Origin of the sequence: Weissella thailandensis (genome assembly GCF_005405465.1) — a bacterium.
GTDB classification, from domain to species: Bacteria; Bacillota; Bacilli; order Lactobacillales; family Lactobacillaceae; genus Weissella; species Weissella thailandensis.
This window is the reverse complement of record NZ_BJEC01000010.1, coordinates 21,742-39,833: the sequence shown is the minus strand read 5'-3', so window position 1 is coordinate 39,833 and position 18,092 is coordinate 21,742. Positions and strand designations below refer to the sequence as shown.

The following is an 18,092-nucleotide window of genomic DNA, read 5'->3' as shown; positions in this document are numbered from 1 at the left end:
ACACCTTTCACCCATTTATAATTCTATCTAGTTAGTATTAGAATTATAGTTTAAAATTTTTTTCTTTAGTTTCCACAACTTCCTTGAAACCCTTCTCAACAACGTCCACTTATTTTCTATACCTAATAATTTTTTCTTGCTCAAAATAGCCTGGTAAATTCTTTCGGAATTCTGGTGGTCGTGAAAGTTCATATATTTTTTACGCATAGCTGAATACTGATTTTCTTCGGAAAAACCATTTTCAACATACTTAATAATGGAATCTACTGCTTGATCAGAATTAAAGACAACATCTCCAAACAAATCTTTTTCATAATTTAGATAAGCGCCTTCACTTTTCAAATAATCTTCCTGATCAAACTGATAAAATATTACTGGCTTCTCTAAATAGAACATATCCCAAACAACACTTGAATAGTCTGAAATCATCATTGAACTCTTCATGATTTCATTTCCCATATCTACATCTAGATACCCATACTTATCAGTAAAACTTTCATCAATATCAAAAAGATCAACGTAATTTTTAAAATATGGATGTAAAAAGAATGCAAGTCTAGTGTTGTTCGCTTTCAAAACCTCTTTTAATTTAGGTGATTTTAAAAAGGCTTGATACTCTTTATAAAACCTTGTTTTTAAAAATTCCTCACGACTCATACCCTCCATTGATTTACGCCAGGTAGGCATCATAAATATCTGATGGTATGATAATTCATCAGTCTTATCTATATATGAATCCCATCGAGCATACCCTGTTGCAACAACTTCATTTGGAGAATATCCCCATTTTTTTATATTTATATTGTCGCGTTCAAAATCACTGGGCGCTATTATCAAATCTAAAAGGCCTCTTTTTTTATGAAAAACCGGTACTTTTTTTATTCCATTCATTCCGTGCTGCAAGAACACATTTTTCTTTTGTAACATAGACTTAGCTAACAATGAGTCTCTGCGTTGCAAATTGTATGCATGAAATTTAGTGTCTGACGAAATAAATACACGAGCAGAAAACATATACAAAAAGTATTTAAAACTCATATAAACAAGAACTCTATCCTGCATTTTACTCAAATTTTTATACTCAGGAGAATCTTTTCTGATTACATAATAAGTATTGGGATGCTTTTCATTTTCATACATATATTTAAAAAAGTGAAAGGCATTATCATGCGCCCCAAAACTATTCTTTTCAAAAACTATCCAAATGTTTTTTTTATCTAAATATTTTTTAAAATGATTGTATACATTATAAGCTTTAATCTCTCTATTGAAATTTACTTCATTTTCATACGGCTCAATATTTCTATAGGTAAATGCTAATGATCCACCAGCAGTAACATATGGATATAAAATTGTGTTTACTGCTGTTCTTATCTCTTTTTCAAAGACATCCACATCAACTAAATCTTTAACACTATCTGTCAATTTGCTTACTTGAATTGGTAAATTAATATTTTCATTTCCTAAAACGACAAACAAATCCCAGTAAAATGGAATATAGCTGTGTTCTAAGTCTATAATTGAGTCAATTACAACTGAATCTTCATTTTCAGATATTATATTTACAGTGTAATCATTTTCTTTAGGATTGAGAATATTTCTGTTTATTAACCTAACAGACTGAATATTACACTTATCAAGAAGTTCACCCTCTACTTGAAGAGTAAGTTTATAACTATCTTGCTCCCTTTTTAAAGATTTAACTTGTGCTTCTAAATTAAATGTTTTGTTAACTAAATTATGTAATGGCCCCTTTAAGAAAATTAAATCTGTATTTTCTTGTTTAAAAACCTGGATATATTGCTGATACTTTCCTACACCACCAGGTAAAGGTCTCCTATTATCAAATAATTGGTACTTATTAATTCCATTATTGTTAGCTAACTGTAATTTATAAAGACTAGAACTTCTTTCATTTTCAAAACTAACATTTGCGAATATATTCATATTCCTGACGCCATTAACAACACCCAAATCATTAAAAACATCATTAAATTCTATATGCACCTTGTTCTCTATTATATTATTAGGTATTTCAGAAAAAGGCCCCTTCAAGTTATTTGAAGTTGTAATAATTTGTAATGTCCAAATTTTTTCAGGAAATACTAACTCAATATATTTATCAGAAGCGCTTTCTAAGCTCACCTTTAAAGGCTCAGCGGCCACAATTTTTTTCTTCAAGTCACCTGTAACTACTCTAGATCCTAAAATTATAATATTATTTTTGAAGAGGTAATACAGATTGCTTTTCTTAAGGTTAGATGAAATACTATAATTCACTTGTGAAATTTTTCCTTGCTTAATTTCAAAAACTTCCAACGATTTATCGCTTTTATCTCTATATTCCTTTAGAAAAGATTCATCTAATCTAAAATTTTCATCTATACTAAAATGATTTTCACCTAACTGCCCCATTAATTGACAATCATTTTTGTTAGAAAATCTTTCATCTTCAGTAAATTCTAATTTTACTTGATCATATTTTGAATTCTCTATTTGTTGATAGGCTTCGTCTTTATTTTCATATATACAATAGTTAATTTGACGATTAAACTTATAATCTTTAAAATAAATTGATTTAATCTCATTCAAATCAATTGACGTTAAGTCCAGCAGGTACTCATTATCTGACTTTTTTCTATAATTAACTAGGTTAACCGAATTCTCTGTGAAAACTTCAAAAAAATACGGCATCTCCATTTTATAAGGCACTTTTACTCCTAGATAATTACCTTCAAAAAAAATTTTTTCTTTTTTATTTAAATTTATTAACTTATTATCATTATTGGGATAGATTCCAAAGCACATCACATCTGCACGGAAAAAAACATATTTGAGCGTTTGTTCAGTTTCATTAGTAAAATAAGTATTTATAAGACTATCATCAAAAAAAAGTTGGCGTCCATGCTTATCCGTTAAAGTAACTTCTCTATATCCCCACATTTCTTCTGGAATTTTAATATATTTATGATTAAAATTATTTATTACTTTTCCTGATGGAAAAAGTATGTTTATTTCACCAGTTACATCTTGACCAGTATCATCTATAAAATCCAGATTCCCTTTTGGGGTATAATTAAATTCTTTCACTATCATGACTATCCAATCTCCCCTCGATTATATTTCTCTGAAAACATATGCGTTAAAAAGTCTTCCTTATCATAAAATAAAGATCCTGGCTTATAATAATCATCTATGTATCGTTCCTCGCTATTAAAATATTCAATTGTATATATAGCCTTTAACTTATTGCCCACCACGATATCATAATTTTTTACCCAACTATTGAATTCATAGTATCGAATCTTTCTTATAAAACCATTAGTTAAAAAGATTCGACGATATGGCCTAATATCATTTCTTAAATAAACATCTATATGCTTAAATATTCCTGTTTCTAAATTAATGCGAAAACTAAATTTTAAATTTTCTCCATCATAATATAATAAATTATCTTTGACTTTTTTTATTGAAAAGCGATTCCAATTTGGGAAAGTTCTATCCAAAAAAGTCACATAAAAATCACTATCTTGGTTTTGAACTTTCCAAATATTATCATTCAGTTTCTGTAAACTAGTAAATTTTTCAATTATCATGATCAATAACCTCTAACCATCTTGAAACAAAGTTTTCTTCAGAAAAGTAAGATGCTCTTTCTTGAACCTCTAAAGTATTTTTAGGATTATTAACAGCGTTAATCATTTGTCTTTTAAATTCTTCCGGAGTACGTGACTTTGCAACCCATCCGCTTTTTTCGTCTACAATGTCAGTGGGTCCATAATTCACTTCATAAGTAATGATAGGCGTTCCGTTAGAAAGTGACTCTAATGCATTTAATGGGAAACCTTCAAAATTAGAAGTTATCAACAATGCATAAATTTGTTGATATGCTTTGTTTACATTCTGCACATTGCCATGAAAAATTACCTTTTTATCCAATCCCAATTTTTTCACTTGATTTTCTAATTCTGATCGACTCTCCCCATCTCCAAAAATGTCAAGGAAATACCCCTTAATTTCCTGATCAAACAAATAAAAGGCCATAATCACATCATTTAAATTTTTCTGTGGATGTAATCGGCATATGACACCAAAATGATTTTTTCTCTTATCATATTGAATCCTAGTTTTTTTAGTAGAATGAGGAATCACAGCAATCTTATTTTTTAAACTCGGAATTTCTGAAGTAATATCTAATTTTTGTTTCTGCGTAAGAGTGACAATAACACTATTTTCAGGCAAATTTGCATTCAAAATATTCTTAAAGGAATGTTTTATGCCTGATAAGGTATCTAAAGGGTCCTCTAAATGTGGGTTGTGTAATTGAAAAATTCTTTTTCCAACCTTATTTTCGAGTAACGGTTTATCTAAAAGCCTTGCATCGTTGACAACAACATCATTTTCTGAAAAGATATCACCAAAAAAGTATGAAAATAGCTCTTTCTCATTCGAAAAATTAACAGATTCAGACGCAGTGTTTAGATTTATGCTTGTAACTGTATTTCCATTCTTAAATGTTTTCGACAAATACTTAAGACCTTCCTCTGTCACAAATTCTTGTAGAATTCTCGACTTATTTTCGCCGAAAGTCTCTATTTTATGAACAAATCCATTATTATTAACATAAAAAATTTTAAATGGTTCAAAATTCCAATCTCTATATAAAGCAAAAAATTCAATGTTTCCAGAGTCAAGACCTTTAACCACAAAATTAGGAAGTCCATCTCTATAAAAATAAGTACGGTCATTCTGCGATGATCTTTTAACCTTTACGTATTCCGAAAAATCACCAACATATTTTGATAGCATTTCCTTCCAAGTCACTTTAACATTTTTCGTACTATTTTTTTGCTTATAATAATCATAAATATTTTCAAAGGAAGTATTACCCAATACTCGATTTTGTTCTCTAAAAAAAGAGTACGTTTCTTCATATTCCGAATTATAATTAGTCGAAACAATTGTTATATCAATTCCCTTTTGATTTAATAAATGTGCCCTTTGTAATAACGACTTAGTTCTACCCCCATGAATTTTGGGTAAAGTACTAGTTATAAAAAAAATTTTTCTCATATTCAGCCCAACCTCCTTAACTGAAAGGAATCTAAACAATGGCATTCAAAACAATAATATTACCTATTACCATATCCTTAGTTAAAGTTACATCATGAAATCCATAATTAAGAATAGTTGGAACTATTTCCTCATCATGTCCAAAAATTTGATTATTTGCCCATAACTTATGAGCCCTTAAAAATTCCAAATTAGGTTGAAAAATCAAAAATTGTGAATCATTTAAATCTGCCTTAATGCCTGTTCGAACTTTTACCGGTTCCAGCAAGTTTTGCAAATCCGGATTATCACGAAACCCCTTCATTTTCTTAGGTAGCTGAATGATATTCATTCCCCTTAGTCCTGTAAAAAAGGGATTATTAATTTGAGATTTTATACTCAAATTTTCTGTTAAAGTTATTTCAAATCCTGGTAAATTTTTAGTTTTCTTAAGTTTTATATCTTGGTCATTTTCAGAAAAAAATCTCATTTATCTATTCCTCTTCCTACGTTATATCGTACAAATTTAACGGGTTAACACTCTTTAATTTGTTTTCCTCCACTAGAAACACTTCATCTTTTAACGAAATATAGTGTTGAAGCCACATGTTATTAAAATAATCTTTGGTCATACCATTAGACCATTTAGTAGTATCTAGTTGCTTTAAAAAAATTTTATCACCATCTAACTTGATAAAGTCTACGCTATTTTGATTAAACAGCTTTCCTTCTTTCAAGGATAAATCGTCTACCTTTTCAGAATACCTTAATGGTGCCGCATAATATTGATAAATATTAGTTATCTTCAAATCAGCTGGTAATTCATTTTCCGAAAATAATTTATCCAATTGTGATTGATATTTTTCCGATAATCCAAACCATAATACCTCAGAACGTCGCCCTTGCTCAGCTTGGTTTCTAATCTGCTTAAATAACTCCCAACGCATTTGCGAATCTTCAAACAAATTCTCTGTAAAAATAAATTTCACAGTTTCCCCAAAACGTTGTGTTGGCGATTGATAACCATGCCTTACAAAATCTGTCAAACACTTAGCAATCTGTTTATGCACTGATAAAGTAAAATGATCGCGATCATCAACATACTCGTCCATATGGTTACCTAAGTGATAATCACGGATATCAAATATCGGCACCTGAAGTTCTTGGTACACTTCAATAAATGCTGATACCATTTCTTCATAAGTAAAACCATTAGGCCCTTCTAAATGCCAAGCAGGCTTGTGCTTACGAAATGCTAACGTTTCTAAAACACCCACTAATTGAATATGATGATTAAGTCGCCTAATTCGCTGGATGTTCTCACGCAATTTCATTTTAACTTCTTCTAATGTATGCAATGAGCCATCCGGATTAGGTTGTTTCCAATCGTTGTTACCATAAGCAATCAACATCACATCAGCCTGACGAATGTCTTGGCAATAATGCTGAATACTACCTTCAAAACTGTGCGTCCAACCAGCTAGCTGGTCAAGATTGTGTTGGCCTTTAAACTGCCCCGTACCAGTTTCGGCAAAGTTTTCTAACTTATGGGCACGCAAATAATATGAGGCTAGTTTTGCATATACCGCATCACGATACGGTGTTTCTTCACGCACTAACTCTTGGCCGGCAACAATACTATCACCAAAAACAATAACATTTTTATCCGTCCAGTCATTAGTTGACTTCCCAATATGCAAATACTTCAAAAACCGTTTTACTTTGCTTTTAACTGTCATACGAGTTATCTTCCCTACTACTGGTTATTTAGCGACTAGTTCCCTGAAACATCAATTTTTGAGGTATCCACACTTGTGGCCAATTTCTTTTTATTTAGGTCATCTTTGATTTGTGATGTTGAAATTTCTGGCGTACGTGGTAAGTAAACGACTTCTGTGTCTGTTTGCTCTTCAATAAAGTCAAACTTACCTGCCCAGTCATCCCCCATAACTAAAGTATCCACATGATACTCTTTCATATCAGAAACTTTTTGATCCCAACTATTCTCTGGAATAACCAAGTCAACGTAACGGATAGCTTCTAATAATTGCTTACGCTTTTCATAAGAAAAATACGTTTTCTTTTGCTTTGAATCCCAATTAAACTCATCAGATGACAGAACGACAATTAAATAGTCACCTAATTGCTTTGCCCGACGCAATAAATTGATGTGACCATAGTGCAACATGTCAAACGTTCCATAAGTAATAATTCTTTTCATAATTTCTAACTCCTATTAGTATTTATTATTTCAGTATAGCATTAAACGCTTGGCGCGCCTGTTCTTGATAAACGTTAATATCAAATTTTTCTAATTTAGTCTGATTCTCTATGGTAAACAACATTAATTGCGCAAATGAAGTTGCAGTCACATCCTGCGTTACTAAACCATACTCTTGGTTACCTATCACACCAACATTCGCCGCAATATTAGTTGCCACAATTAACCGTTGCTGCATTAAAGCTTCTAGCAAAACCATTGGTTGACCTTCATAAAGTGATGGATGTACGAAAACATCGGCCAATGCCAAGTAGTCCGCAGGATTATCAACTTGCCCAGTAAATAGGACAACATTGGCAATACCCAACTGCATAGCTTTATTCTCCAATTCATCACGGATAACGCCATCACCAATGATAATTAACTCAGCCTCTGGATGTTTTGCATAAACCCTTGCAAAAGCATCTAATAGCATTGTTTGATTCTTTTCAGGTGACAAACGACCAACAGCCACAAAAACAAAATGACTATACGTCGCCCACTGACGACCATTTTGATACAGCAAAGAGTCTGAAACTGCCTGTTGGACATCCGCAGCTAATACTGCATCCCCAGTATCGGACAGCAAAATAGTTTGTCCATTTTGTCGAAGCAATTGTGTGTAATGTTTATCATCATCCCATACAGAAATTTTTCGTGTAATCCATGGTTGGTCAATTTTAGAAACTGGTTGAATCTCATCAACCGGCAACACATCAGCTGCTAGTTTCACACCTGATTGTTCATCAGGTAGCATTTTTTCTTGCACAGACAGTGGTTTCATATGATCATTTGTTAATACCGATTCATCAAACCAACCATATTGATTATCCAACTGACCATAAATCATAAACGCTTGCGTTTGCCAATTCCATACCCGAGCTAATTCCACAATATGATTTGTCACCACTATCTGTTGTTGCTCCTGACTTAATAACATTGATTGATAAGCAACCATGATGTCCCCGCTGACAGCATACACCTCATCAAAGTGTGTCGTATCTAACACAAATACCTCATTTACTGGTACCATCACCGACTCATCAAACTTTTCAGAGTATAGTTGATAAACTGATTGATTATCAACTAACAGGGTAGTTCGATAACCAGCCACCATTACCAAATCATCCGGTAAAGTATTGAAATGTAAACGAATCATCTGTTCACTGGTCCGGTTAAAAATTAATGATTGGTTAACAGGTACATCTAGATAGTCACTCAAATTGACGTGATAGTTATTCGTCAGTAACACATCAATAGATTGTTTATTCATATCTTTTTCAGCAAGCCACCATTGTTTTTGACCGACTTTCACTCGGTAATAATTACCTGTCGTCGTTTGGGCGAATGCCGTTGCTAAATAAAGTCTATTAACCGTTTTTAACTGGCGTTGTTTAATCCCGCGTTTACCCAACCCTAATGGTTGATTAGTCAAGACAACCTCATGATTAATCATAAATAGTTGTTTGACACCAACATTATATACTTGTTCAGTAACTTTATTAGACATTCTGTTCCATAACCATTGATAAAAGGCAAACTTCGATGCGGACTGCATCGGTAAGATGCTTGACGCCTTTAACCAAGCTAATTGCTGACTTTTTGGTAGCTGGACTTGGTAATATCGACCATCCCCCGTTTCAGCTTGTGCAACAATTTTGACAAAAGTATGGTTTAACCATTTTGCCTGGCCAATGACATCACTAGTATCTTCACCTTTTAAATATGGTGTCTGGAACAGACGTCGCTTATTGTTATACACCCAACCAATTTGATGAGCTGGTTCTTGGTACAATAATTCATTAACTTCCTGAACATCGACATACTTTGCAGCAACCCAACCACTTGGTAAGTCATTTATCGCAAGCTTGTAGAATGTTTGCTGATTAATGCGGGCTCGCCCAAGAACACGAATATGATCATTACGATTGACTGCTTTAATAACGGTTACACCCTGTGCAATATCCGCCAAAGACATATACATCTCAACATCCTGTACACGCATAGTTGCAGCCGCTTGATAATCTTCAATAACAGGTAAATTATCTGCTTGCTGATCTACCTCTGTAGGTAGCGTCAATGAATTTGGCACTGCCACCATTTGTTCTGGCCGAACATATTCTGACAGCTTCTTCTCATTGATTTGCTTTAAAGTTTCCGAAACAGAAACGATTTTATCGAAAACTTGATAGAGCGTAAATAAAGCGCCTAACTTCTTGGCATGCACTTGCTTACCATTAATTACTTTCTGTGAATCGGTGTATAAATCATTATGTTGATAAACAACCAATTGCTTTCTAGGCATGACCGCAAATAGCTTTGAGCCGTTAAATGAGTATCCCGAAAAGTCAACCAATGTATCAAATTGAACACTATTAAATAATCGATCTGCTTCACGTTGGTAACCAATTTTTGGAATATTCGTATCAGACCAACGTTTGATTCCATGTTCACTGACATAACGGTCTTGTCGATGTTCCGGACGGGTTAAGGCAGTGACCCCAAAGCGGTACATAATGCGCACATGTTCATCTAACTGCGCAACGTTATTGATAATTTCTTCATTATCGTTGTCCCACAACAAATATGTCACATCGTATTTATCATAATCAATATGATGACTTAAATTGATGGCACTAGTCGTAATCCCATTATTTCCCATACCACCGGGATAAATCAGCAATTTTGTCTTATCCAAGCCACTTGCTGGGATATGCTTTACACCTGACACTGTTTGTTGATTAAAGACTGTTTGAACGATGCGAGTAGTGACTTGACCATCATCGTATGGGACAACTTTTTCTTTAATTTGTTGATATTTGTGCTGATAATGTTCACTAATTTGATTAGTATGCTGCAATGCATGTCCTACTGATTCAATATCATCTAAAATTGGACCAGGTAACTCATTATCATCAAAATACATGCCACGATAACTACTATATAATTCATGGTCCCAAGCATAGAAAATAACTGGTTTATCAGTCACTAAATAATCAAAGAAAATACTTGAATAATCAGTAATCAAGACATCAGTGATTCCTAAAATCAAGTTAGCATCCATTTCATCCGGCACTAAATATGGGCGTAACCCTTCATGACGTTTAGCCAATGGATAAGCATATGGATGTACTTTAACCAAAATATTTTTATCAGGATTTAACTGTTTTAATTGCTTAATCTCTTCATAAATTTGCTGAATGCTCCCAGATGGGTTTGTAATTGACGTTCCCTTCCAGGTTGGTGTGTACATGACAATGAGTTGCGTTAAATCTAGTTGCACACCACTTTGTTGCAAATATGCCAGAGTACTTTTTTGCTCATGCGCATAAGTCAAATCAATCCGCGGATAGCCACCCTCAAGCACTTCGCCTTGGTACAAGCCATTTAATTTATAACGATCTAAAAACACATGCGATGTATGGGCGTTCGGTGAAATAATATAATTCGCCATTAATAAATTACGTTGCACATTTTTTAAGGAAGTCTTTGAACCAGGAATATCATAACCCATATATTTCAACGGCGTACCATGCCAAGTATTTAGATAAACTTGCGCTGGCTTCTTATGCCAAAACGACTGAAATGTTGAATTGGTAATCAAAAACTTTGCCTTTAGTAACCATTTCGCATAGGCAATCGTATTGCGCTTCACCCAAATAATTTTGGACTGCACATCAGACGGTACATTCGCAACCATTTTTGCCAGATTTTCTGGGCTGTCATCCGTCACGACCCACACATGTTGCAGATATTGATACTGTGCATGAGAACTCAGATAACGAAAAATTGCTAATGGGGAATCCGTCATTGACTGCCCATCACGGGCTTCGTACAATACTACCTGATCATCAACCGTAGCCTGATCATAATGGCGTATATAATATTCGCGTGTTTTTTTCAAGTCAGAGTACCGATAAGTCATGGCAACCTCTGAAATATGTGCAACACGTTTTACTTTTTTCTTCAAATCCATCTCAATTGCCACCCAATCACTACATTAGAAAGACTTTGGTCACGTCATGCTGATGTTCAAATAACACATCATAGTGGCGATTCATATTAATCACATAATCATCTGGTTGAATAATACGATTAAACCACTGTTCATATAAATCGACTTCGCTATATACTACGGGTTCATCCCAACCAACTAGCTGATAATCTGAGCGTAAACCACGCTCATCAAAATGGACTGTCAACTGTGTCTTTAAGTCCGTGTCTAAATACTCATCAACAACTGGCAAATGGGTCTTATCATCAAAATGACGTAACACTTGAATATTACCAGCAGCATTAACCGAGACACGTTGGTGCGGTTTCTTTTGACCTGGCTTAGCAAAGTCAACCGCCGTGACTTTACCAGCTTTATTATTAATGATGGCAATCCGTACTTCACCATCTTGCATAAAAAGGCGTTGGCCGCCTTTCTTTTTAACAGTAAATTTTTGGTTGCCAATATAGTCTTGTGTAAATTGATTGACGTTGTCGCGTCGATTGCTCTTCAAATATTGTGACACATAGAAACTTTCAATCTTTATGTTCGGGAAGTCACCCGAAAGCTTTTCATACTCATTAATCAACTGGTTATAGTCGCCTTTATACCGTGGATCTAAAATCGTCAATGTAAAATCAGAACCGATCAGTTGACGCAAATTATCTATATAACGTTTTATTGTCTTAACTTCATCAGCGCCTAACTTATCAATAATGATTTTTACTTGATTACTCATATGAATATCCCTCTAATTTTTAATATGTATCCAGGAGTTAATCCTGGTATGAGAACTTCTTCTACATTAATTGACGTAAACAATGAAGTCCGAATCATGGTCAGGTTCACCATTAATGATTGGACTTACCCGCCAACCTTCTTTTACCTTAGCAATATAGTAAGACCATGAACGATTACCTTTATCAGGACTAGCCAAAACTAAGCGACCACGGGTACGATTAGTAAAGCGATTATCGACTACTACTAGATGTTTACCTTTTGCATCTTTGACTTCAGAGTCTGAAACTTCCATGGTTTGCCATTTATTCGCATTTGATGTCTTATAAGTACCATTTGGAATAATCGGCGTGTTATCGGCGTAGCCAAATGCATGACTGCGTTCCGCAAAAGCCCCAATCATGATACCAATAACCAAAATTGCTAATACTTGAATGATTCCTAGTGTCTTTTTCATTTTTTCTTCCTTTATACAAAGTCCATGAAACGATTACGGAAACGCATATGGATATGTGCACCAACTGTGAGGAGAATAAGCACAATCCCCCAGAACAATAGATTGGCCGTAATATTATGCCAGAACCAAATCGGGTTTTCTAACAACGTTTCTCTAAATCCTTGAATAATGTAATACAATGGATTTAATTTCAATGCATTTGACAACAATAGTGGGAAATTGGGACTATCAACCGGAATAATCACTCCAGAAATCCACATTCCGACACGTAAGATCGCTGCATAGGCATTATAAAAGTCTGGAACTAATACCGTAATAGTTGACGTCACCAACGATAATGCATATAAGAACACCATCATCGCAAAGAAATAATAAAAAAATTGTAGCCAATAAATGGATGGTTTAACATTCATGAACAAGATTGCAAAAAAAGCAATTCCCAACATGACGAAATATCGTCGTAATTCAGTGATAATTTCAGTCATTGGGATCGCCGACAGCGAAAACTTCATTCGCGATAGAATATTAACTTGTGATTGGATACTTTTTGCTGACTTTCTCATCGCTGACTGCATAAAGAAATAAGTAACCATTCCCAATGCAATCCAAGCAATATATCCTGCCAAGCCAGTTGCATGCGGATTACCTTTATCACCACCATTACGGATTGCGAACATTAAAACCATAATTCCAATCTGTAAAAGTGGATCAGCGAAGTGCCAAAAATCTCCCAGATAGTTTTCCCGGTAGGTCTGATCATTATTGTAACGAGCGATTCGTTGCATTACCGGCCAACTCTTCACTAATTCCTTAAAAATTTTCCAAATATCTTTCACAATAACTACCTCTCAACCGGCAAAATAATTTCTTGCCCCGGATTGACCACTTGATCAGTCATTTGATTTGCTTGCATAATCGCCTCAATCGAAATATTTGCTTTCTCGGCAATACCAGCCAACGTTTCACCATCTTTGACCGTATACGTATTTTGCGTTGCCGAGTAAACAGGTGTCTCAGCACGTTCATTACTTCCCGTACGTCCATGACGTTGGTTTAACTGTGCCAATTTTGACGGTGCAAAGTTCGTGATCAAATGCGTCGGATGTGCTGCTACATTAGCCCATGACATGTTTAACAATTGCTTATTCATCAATCCCACCGTCAATATCGTAATGACAAGCAAGAAAATACGAGTGAACCACCCCATCTTCTCACTACCTTCAGTAAAGAACTGTTCATTTTCTTTTTGTCGTTTCAAAGCTGTGGATGGATCCAATAACATTTGGCGATTACGTTCTAGCTGCTTTAGATGTCCTAGCGTAAATGTTTTTTGCGCTTCTTTATAACGCTTTTGATACGCCAGACGTTCATTTTCTGAAAAACGATTGAAATGCTTTAAGAAACGCTCGTATTCTGGCATCACTTCGTCAATTGGGCCATCCATCCGGATATCACCATAGTGCATCCAAATCACACGATCTGCCATTTGACGCATTTGTGCCGCAGAATGCGACACGAAGAATATTGTCTTACCCCCTTCTTTAAAGCGCTTCGTACGTTCCATTGATTTTTGCGTAAACGTCGGATCACCCACAGAGAGGGCCTCGTCAATAATGACGATATCAGCATCAGAATAAACTGAAATGGCGAAACCTAGCTTAGATTTCATACCAGATGAATATGATTTAACCGGTTGGTCAATAAAATCACCTAGCTCAGAAAACTCGATGATGTCATCCATCTTGGCTTCAATTTCTTTTTCCGTCATTCCTTGCATTAAGGCCTTCAAACGAATATTAGCGCGCCCAGTTAATTTGGGACGCATCCCCGCCCCAATCGCAATGATTGAAGTTGAGCCGTTGATGGTCATTTGCCCACTGGTTGGTTGGGTCAATCCCGCTACCATTTCTAGCAAGGTTGATTTACCTGACCCGTTGGTTCCAATTACCCCAATGGTTTCACCGGCATGTGCTTCAAAGGACACACCCTTTACTGCCCAAAAATTAGGAATACCTTTTCCCCAAAATTTGAAGACAGCTTTCACTTTATCTGATTGTCGTTCAGCTAAATCAAAGCGCTTCGTGACATGATTTGCTGCAACGGTTACTTTGTTTTCAACCATTTTTCTAACCTATCTTCATTGTACTGTGCTACCATCATCAACAACTGAATCTTCCGTACCAGCTGCATCATCTGACGCTTCACTACCTTGTGTACCAGTATCAGCGGCACCAGTGTCGGTTGTCGCCTCACCAGTACCACTAGCTGGCGTATCTGCAGGAGTTTCTTCCGGCGTCCAAGTTGGCGTATAGTTTGGTGTCTCATCATAAGATGGGGCCACATGTGCTTCAGCAGTATCAGTTTCCGCACTATCTTCAGTCAATCCTGGATCAATTGCCTCTTCAGTACTCGTTTCTGCAGTCACAGCTGGTTCTTCAACAACTTCTTCACTGGCTGGTTCAACAATTTCTGCTTCACTAACTGACGTGCTTGTTGATTCACCGACCTTTTTTTGATCATCCTTTTGAACCGTAATATGCTTCGTGATTTTGTTTTGACCACGTGTTGCCTTAACAGTGTACTTACCAGGCATCACAAAAGTCACCTTGATATCTTTTTTACTTTTATTAGGTTTGTAGTTTAAGTCATGGAGCTGTTCATGATTGCTAGATACTTTCACGGCCGTATTCTTAGATACATGAATGGTTACCTTGGCTTCACCATCTTTGATTTTCACTTTTTTATCACTCAAATGAACCAGTTCAGCATCATAAATTTGTTCTGCTTGCACTTTCTTTTGATGATCTTGGGCTGCTTGATGCGCCTCTTTTTCTTTATTAATTGAAAAACCAGCAAATAAAGCAACGATTATCCCGAATGTCAGGAAAAAATGCCCCATTCTCTTAGAACGATCAATTTTCTTAACACGGGCAAAAATAGTTACAAATAGGCCGAAAATGGCAACAACACTAGCGATGAGTAGTATGTATAAACTAATCATGTACTTCTACTCCTTTATTATAAAAACGGGCATGCGTTTTTTGTTTCTTTTTTGGTGGCAGAGCCTGCCAATTACCATACATCTGGGTAAGATAATATTGGCTAGCTGCCGGTATGTAGACAGTTAAACTTTCAAACGGGACTGATTGTCGTTGTTGATAAACAGCTAGTGGAAAATTTTCCCTTGTTTTATTCAATCCCTGGACAATGTACAAACTATAGATATTTGAACACGCAACATGGCGTTGATTCATCTTTTGCGCTAACTTATCCATGCGTTGCACCCACCACCCCGTCGTATGCCGTTGCGCATATTTAATAAGCAGTGGTTTCAACCACCAGCCGGGTTCTTGTTTTGAAATAGCGATTCGTCGAGTTGAATTACGCATCACATCAAGATACTTCATCCGATAGTACGCCATTTTTTGGCCGATTTTAGATTTTGGTACCGCGTCAATCGGAAAAACATCCACATAAACGCCATTATGCACAAGTGCCCATTTACCATCAGCTTGCGTCTGCGTATCACTCACCCGCGCATAAGCATACAACCAATTCTCAGTGTTATACGGGGTTAACAATTCATACTGTGAATTATATGGTCGATACTCACGAATGAACCTTTCGTATTCGTCTCTCGGTAATGCCACATCGGCGTCATCATCCCAAGGAATAAATCCTTGATGACGGACCGCCCCTAAGGCACTACCACCCGTTAAGACATAATGGTAATTATGTTCATTAAAATATTTAATCATGTCAGCCAGAATAGTCAACATGATTTTCTGCACCTCAGGTACAGTTAAATATTTTAATTGTTCACCCATTCCAATACCCCAATCTTTTAGCTAATTCATGGTAATGCCCATTAACATGAATTATTGCTATAATCTCAAAATTTTTTATAAGTCTGTAAAAAATTACTACTAACGTTCTAAGTTTATCTCAATTTCTTTTTATACGCAACTGGATAACAATGCCTTAAACTAGCGGTTTTACTTGGATTTTCCAACAAAAAAGCGTCAGTGTAACAATCCACTAACGCTTTAATTTATATTAAAAACGTATTCCAAAAGTCTGAATCCTCAATGTAACAAAATTTACGCCCTTACTATTCTCCGCCTTGCTGCAGTCTGCAGTCAAAGACGGCACAAAGCATGTGTCACACCAACTTCAAAACAACTTTTTTCTCGCTCTATTTAATCGATATCCTTCTCAATCTTCACAGCAGTCCCATAGGCCATAGGCCGTAACCGAGTCACCAATTGCTCCTGATGATGAGTCAAAACGCATCATGATAACAGCATTAGCGTCTACTTCGGCAGCGGCAGTCTTTAAACGATCGATGGCTTCATCACGGGCTGCATCTTGCAACTTCGTATAACCTTTGATTTTACCACCAACAATAGCCTTCATTGATTGACCAAATGATGACACCACATTTCGTGAACGGGTTGTTAAGCCAAACACCTCACCCATTGTTTCGACAACATGGTAACCAGCAATTGCTTCCGTTGTCGTAACCAGTACTTTTTCAGACATACATATTCCTCCTTATCTATAAGCTTATCACTACCGACTACGCATCCAAAACGTCATCATTTGTTGACGAGCTAACTGATGAATTAAATTCATCAATTGATGATGCAATTTGATCACTATAGTAAGCCAACATTTTTTCTTCTAGTAATTCCGATAACTGTGACTCAGTTTTGATCAATGATTTGGCCGGCATCTTTACCTTTAACTTATCATCTCGCTTTGTGTTGATTTTAGAGGTTAATTGTTCTTTGCGATTATTTTCTTTTCCCGAAAAATCAATTGCAAATGAATTTCCTTTATCACCAACAGTTAACTTGAGCATGAAGTTTTTGACTGGATCAAGCGCTGATTTGGCCTCTTGCCATTCAGGCTTCGAAATTTCCTTACCTGATTTTGTTTTTGAAATCTTCGTCATCAAACTTTTCATATCTGCTTTATTCAAGTTAACTCTGTAGCCATTAGACACTTTCTTGAACTTATTACTATCTAAGTCCTTAAACCATTCTGTCACAGCGGTCGCGTCTGAACGTACCTCTTTCGTATCAATAGAGCTATACGAGTCTTTTAACGATGCACTTTGAGATGAATCAAGCCAATATTTATCCAGTGATTTGGTTACTTTAGTTAGACCTTTTAAGCCATATCCTTTCACCGAACTTGTCAGCATGTCCGCAGACACATAAATGTGTTTTTTATCCATTTTAATATTCATGGCTTCTGGTGTGTTTTTATCAGTTACTTTTAAATGCACGGCCAGTTTATTTTCATTCTGTGAATCTGCTTCAAGCGTGCCGCTAACATTACCCGTATCGTCACTCGTGCCATTAGCCTTTACGCGAAAATTTGCAATATTATCATTACTTTTAGTCATCTTCACTAGGTTAGACTCGAACTGTCGCTTTGGTGTGTGCAAGACAGCATAAGTTCCCCCACCAGCAACTACCGTAATAACCACAACAGTAGTGCCAATAACAACTGTTTTATTCATAATAATCTCCCATTACAAATGCTCCGATGAAATCATCGCCCACATGTCTTTTTAATTATGA

14 protein-coding genes and 1 pseudogene are annotated in these 18,092 nt (G+C 35.6%); all 15 read right to left on the bottom strand.

Annotated features, from left to right (window positions below; translation table 11 throughout):
• Positions 1-27 precede the first annotated feature (27 nt).
• Entirely contained in the window at positions 28-3,096 is a 3,069-nt protein-coding gene (locus FFM62_RS05815; protein ID WP_115471249.1) for a CDP-glycerol glycerophosphotransferase family protein, read from the bottom strand.
• Positions 3,097-3,098: 2 nt separating this feature from the next.
• Positions 3,099-3,596 (bottom strand): hypothetical protein, encoded by a 498-nt coding sequence (locus FFM62_RS05810; RefSeq protein WP_075269427.1) that lies wholly within the window; start codon positions 3,594-3,596, stop codon positions 3,099-3,101.
• Positions 3,586-5,073: a glycosyltransferase gene (locus FFM62_RS05805; RefSeq protein ID WP_075269426.1), complete on the bottom strand. Its 1,488-nt coding sequence runs from the start codon at positions 5,071-5,073 to the stop codon at positions 3,586-3,588. The genes FFM62_RS05810 and FFM62_RS05805 overlap by 11 nt, the downstream gene beginning before the upstream one ends.
• A gap of 31 nt (positions 5,074-5,104) precedes the next feature.
• Entirely contained in the window at positions 5,105-5,542 is a 438-nt protein-coding gene (locus FFM62_RS05800; protein WP_075269425.1) for a hypothetical protein, read from the bottom strand.
• Between the two features lie 16 nt (positions 5,543-5,558).
• The gene (locus FFM62_RS05795) at positions 5,559-6,791 is read right to left on the bottom strand and encodes an SGNH/GDSL hydrolase family protein (RefSeq protein WP_115471248.1); all 1,233 of its coding nucleotides are present in this window, start codon (positions 6,789-6,791) and stop codon (positions 5,559-5,561) included.
• A 35-nt stretch (positions 6,792-6,826) separates the two neighbouring features.
• The gene (gene tagD / locus FFM62_RS05790; protein ID WP_075269423.1) at positions 6,827-7,273 is read right to left on the bottom strand and encodes a glycerol-3-phosphate cytidylyltransferase; all 447 of its coding nucleotides are present in this window, start codon (positions 7,271-7,273) and stop codon (positions 6,827-6,829) included.
• A gap of 25 nt (positions 7,274-7,298) precedes the next feature.
• On the bottom strand, positions 7,299-11,288 hold the full coding sequence (locus tag FFM62_RS05785) for a CDP-glycerol glycerophosphotransferase family protein (protein WP_115471247.1): 3,990 nt from the start codon (positions 11,286-11,288) through the stop codon (positions 7,299-7,301).
• 19 nt (positions 11,289-11,307) lie between these two features.
• Complete coding sequence (locus FFM62_RS05780; protein ID WP_115471246.1) at positions 11,308-12,045, bottom strand: hypothetical protein; 738 nt, start codon at positions 12,043-12,045, stop codon at positions 11,308-11,310.
• Between the two features lie 66 nt (positions 12,046-12,111).
• Positions 12,112-12,501 carry a hypothetical protein gene (locus FFM62_RS05775; protein ID WP_115471245.1) on the bottom strand — a complete coding sequence of 130 codons (390 nt, stop codon included), beginning with the start codon at positions 12,499-12,501 and terminating at the stop codon, positions 12,112-12,114.
• Positions 12,502-12,512: 11 nt separating this feature from the next.
• On the bottom strand, positions 12,513-13,337 hold the full coding sequence (locus tag FFM62_RS05770; RefSeq protein WP_115471244.1) for an ABC transporter permease: 825 nt from the start codon (positions 13,335-13,337) through the stop codon (positions 12,513-12,515).
• Positions 13,338-13,342: 5 nt separating this feature from the next.
• A complete protein-coding gene (locus FFM62_RS05765; RefSeq protein ID WP_115471243.1) occupies positions 13,343-14,623 on the bottom strand; it encodes an ATP-binding cassette domain-containing protein in 1,281 nt (426 codons plus the stop codon).
• A 15-nt stretch (positions 14,624-14,638) separates the two neighbouring features.
• On the bottom strand, positions 14,639-15,502 hold the full coding sequence (locus FFM62_RS05760) for a hypothetical protein (RefSeq protein WP_115471242.1): 864 nt from the start codon (positions 15,500-15,502) through the stop codon (positions 14,639-14,641).
• Complete coding sequence (locus FFM62_RS05755; RefSeq protein ID WP_115471241.1) at positions 15,495-16,328, bottom strand: LicD family protein; 834 nt, start codon at positions 16,326-16,328, stop codon at positions 15,495-15,497. Before FFM62_RS05755 ends, FFM62_RS05760 begins: the two co-directional genes overlap by 8 nt.
• Before the next feature lie 372 nt (positions 16,329-16,700).
• Positions 16,701-17,043, bottom strand: a pseudogene (locus FFM62_RS05750) (heavy metal-binding domain-containing protein).
• A 37-nt stretch (positions 17,044-17,080) separates the two neighbouring features.
• Positions 17,081-18,031 (bottom strand): hypothetical protein, encoded by a 951-nt coding sequence (locus FFM62_RS05745; protein ID WP_115471240.1) that lies wholly within the window; start codon positions 18,029-18,031, stop codon positions 17,081-17,083.
• Positions 18,032-18,092 lie beyond the last annotated feature (61 nt).

Bases quoted from the DNA above. Each gene is read 5' to 3' on its own strand.
- FFM62_RS05815 (WP_115471249.1), bottom strand. From the start codon at position 3,096: ATGATAGTGAAAGAATTTAATTATACCCCAAAAGGGAATCTGGATTTT.
- FFM62_RS05810 (WP_075269427.1), bottom strand. From the start codon at position 3,596: ATGATAATTGAAAAATTTACTAGTTTACAGAAACTGAATGATAATATT.
- FFM62_RS05805 (WP_075269426.1), bottom strand. From the start codon at position 5,073: ATGAGAAAAATTTTTTTTATAACTAGTACTTTACCCAAAATTCATGGG.
- FFM62_RS05800 (WP_075269425.1), bottom strand. From the start codon at position 5,542: ATGAGATTTTTTTCTGAAAATGACCAAGATATAAAACTTAAGAAAACT.
- FFM62_RS05795 (WP_115471248.1), bottom strand. From the start codon at position 6,791: ATGACAGTTAAAAGCAAAGTAAAACGGTTTTTGAAGTATTTGCATATT.
- tagD (WP_075269423.1), bottom strand. From the start codon at position 7,273: ATGAAAAGAATTATTACTTATGGAACGTTTGACATGTTGCACTATGGT.
- FFM62_RS05785 (WP_115471247.1), bottom strand. From the start codon at position 11,288: ATGGATTTGAAGAAAAAAGTAAAACGTGTTGCACATATTTCAGAGGTT.
- FFM62_RS05780 (WP_115471246.1), bottom strand. From the start codon at position 12,045: ATGAGTAATCAAGTAAAAATCATTATTGATAAGTTAGGCGCTGATGAA.
- FFM62_RS05775 (WP_115471245.1), bottom strand. From the start codon at position 12,501: ATGAAAAAGACACTAGGAATCATTCAAGTATTAGCAATTTTGGTTATT.
- FFM62_RS05765 (WP_115471243.1), bottom strand. From the start codon at position 14,623: ATGGTTGAAAACAAAGTAACCGTTGCAGCAAATCATGTCACGAAGCGC.
- FFM62_RS05760 (WP_115471242.1), bottom strand. From the start codon at position 15,502: ATGATTAGTTTATACATACTACTCATCGCTAGTGTTGTTGCCATTTTC.
- FFM62_RS05755 (WP_115471241.1), bottom strand. From the start codon at position 16,328: ATGGGTGAACAATTAAAATATTTAACTGTACCTGAGGTGCAGAAAATC.
- FFM62_RS05745 (WP_115471240.1), bottom strand. From the start codon at position 18,031: ATGAATAAAACAGTTGTTATTGGCACTACTGTTGTGGTTATTACGGTA.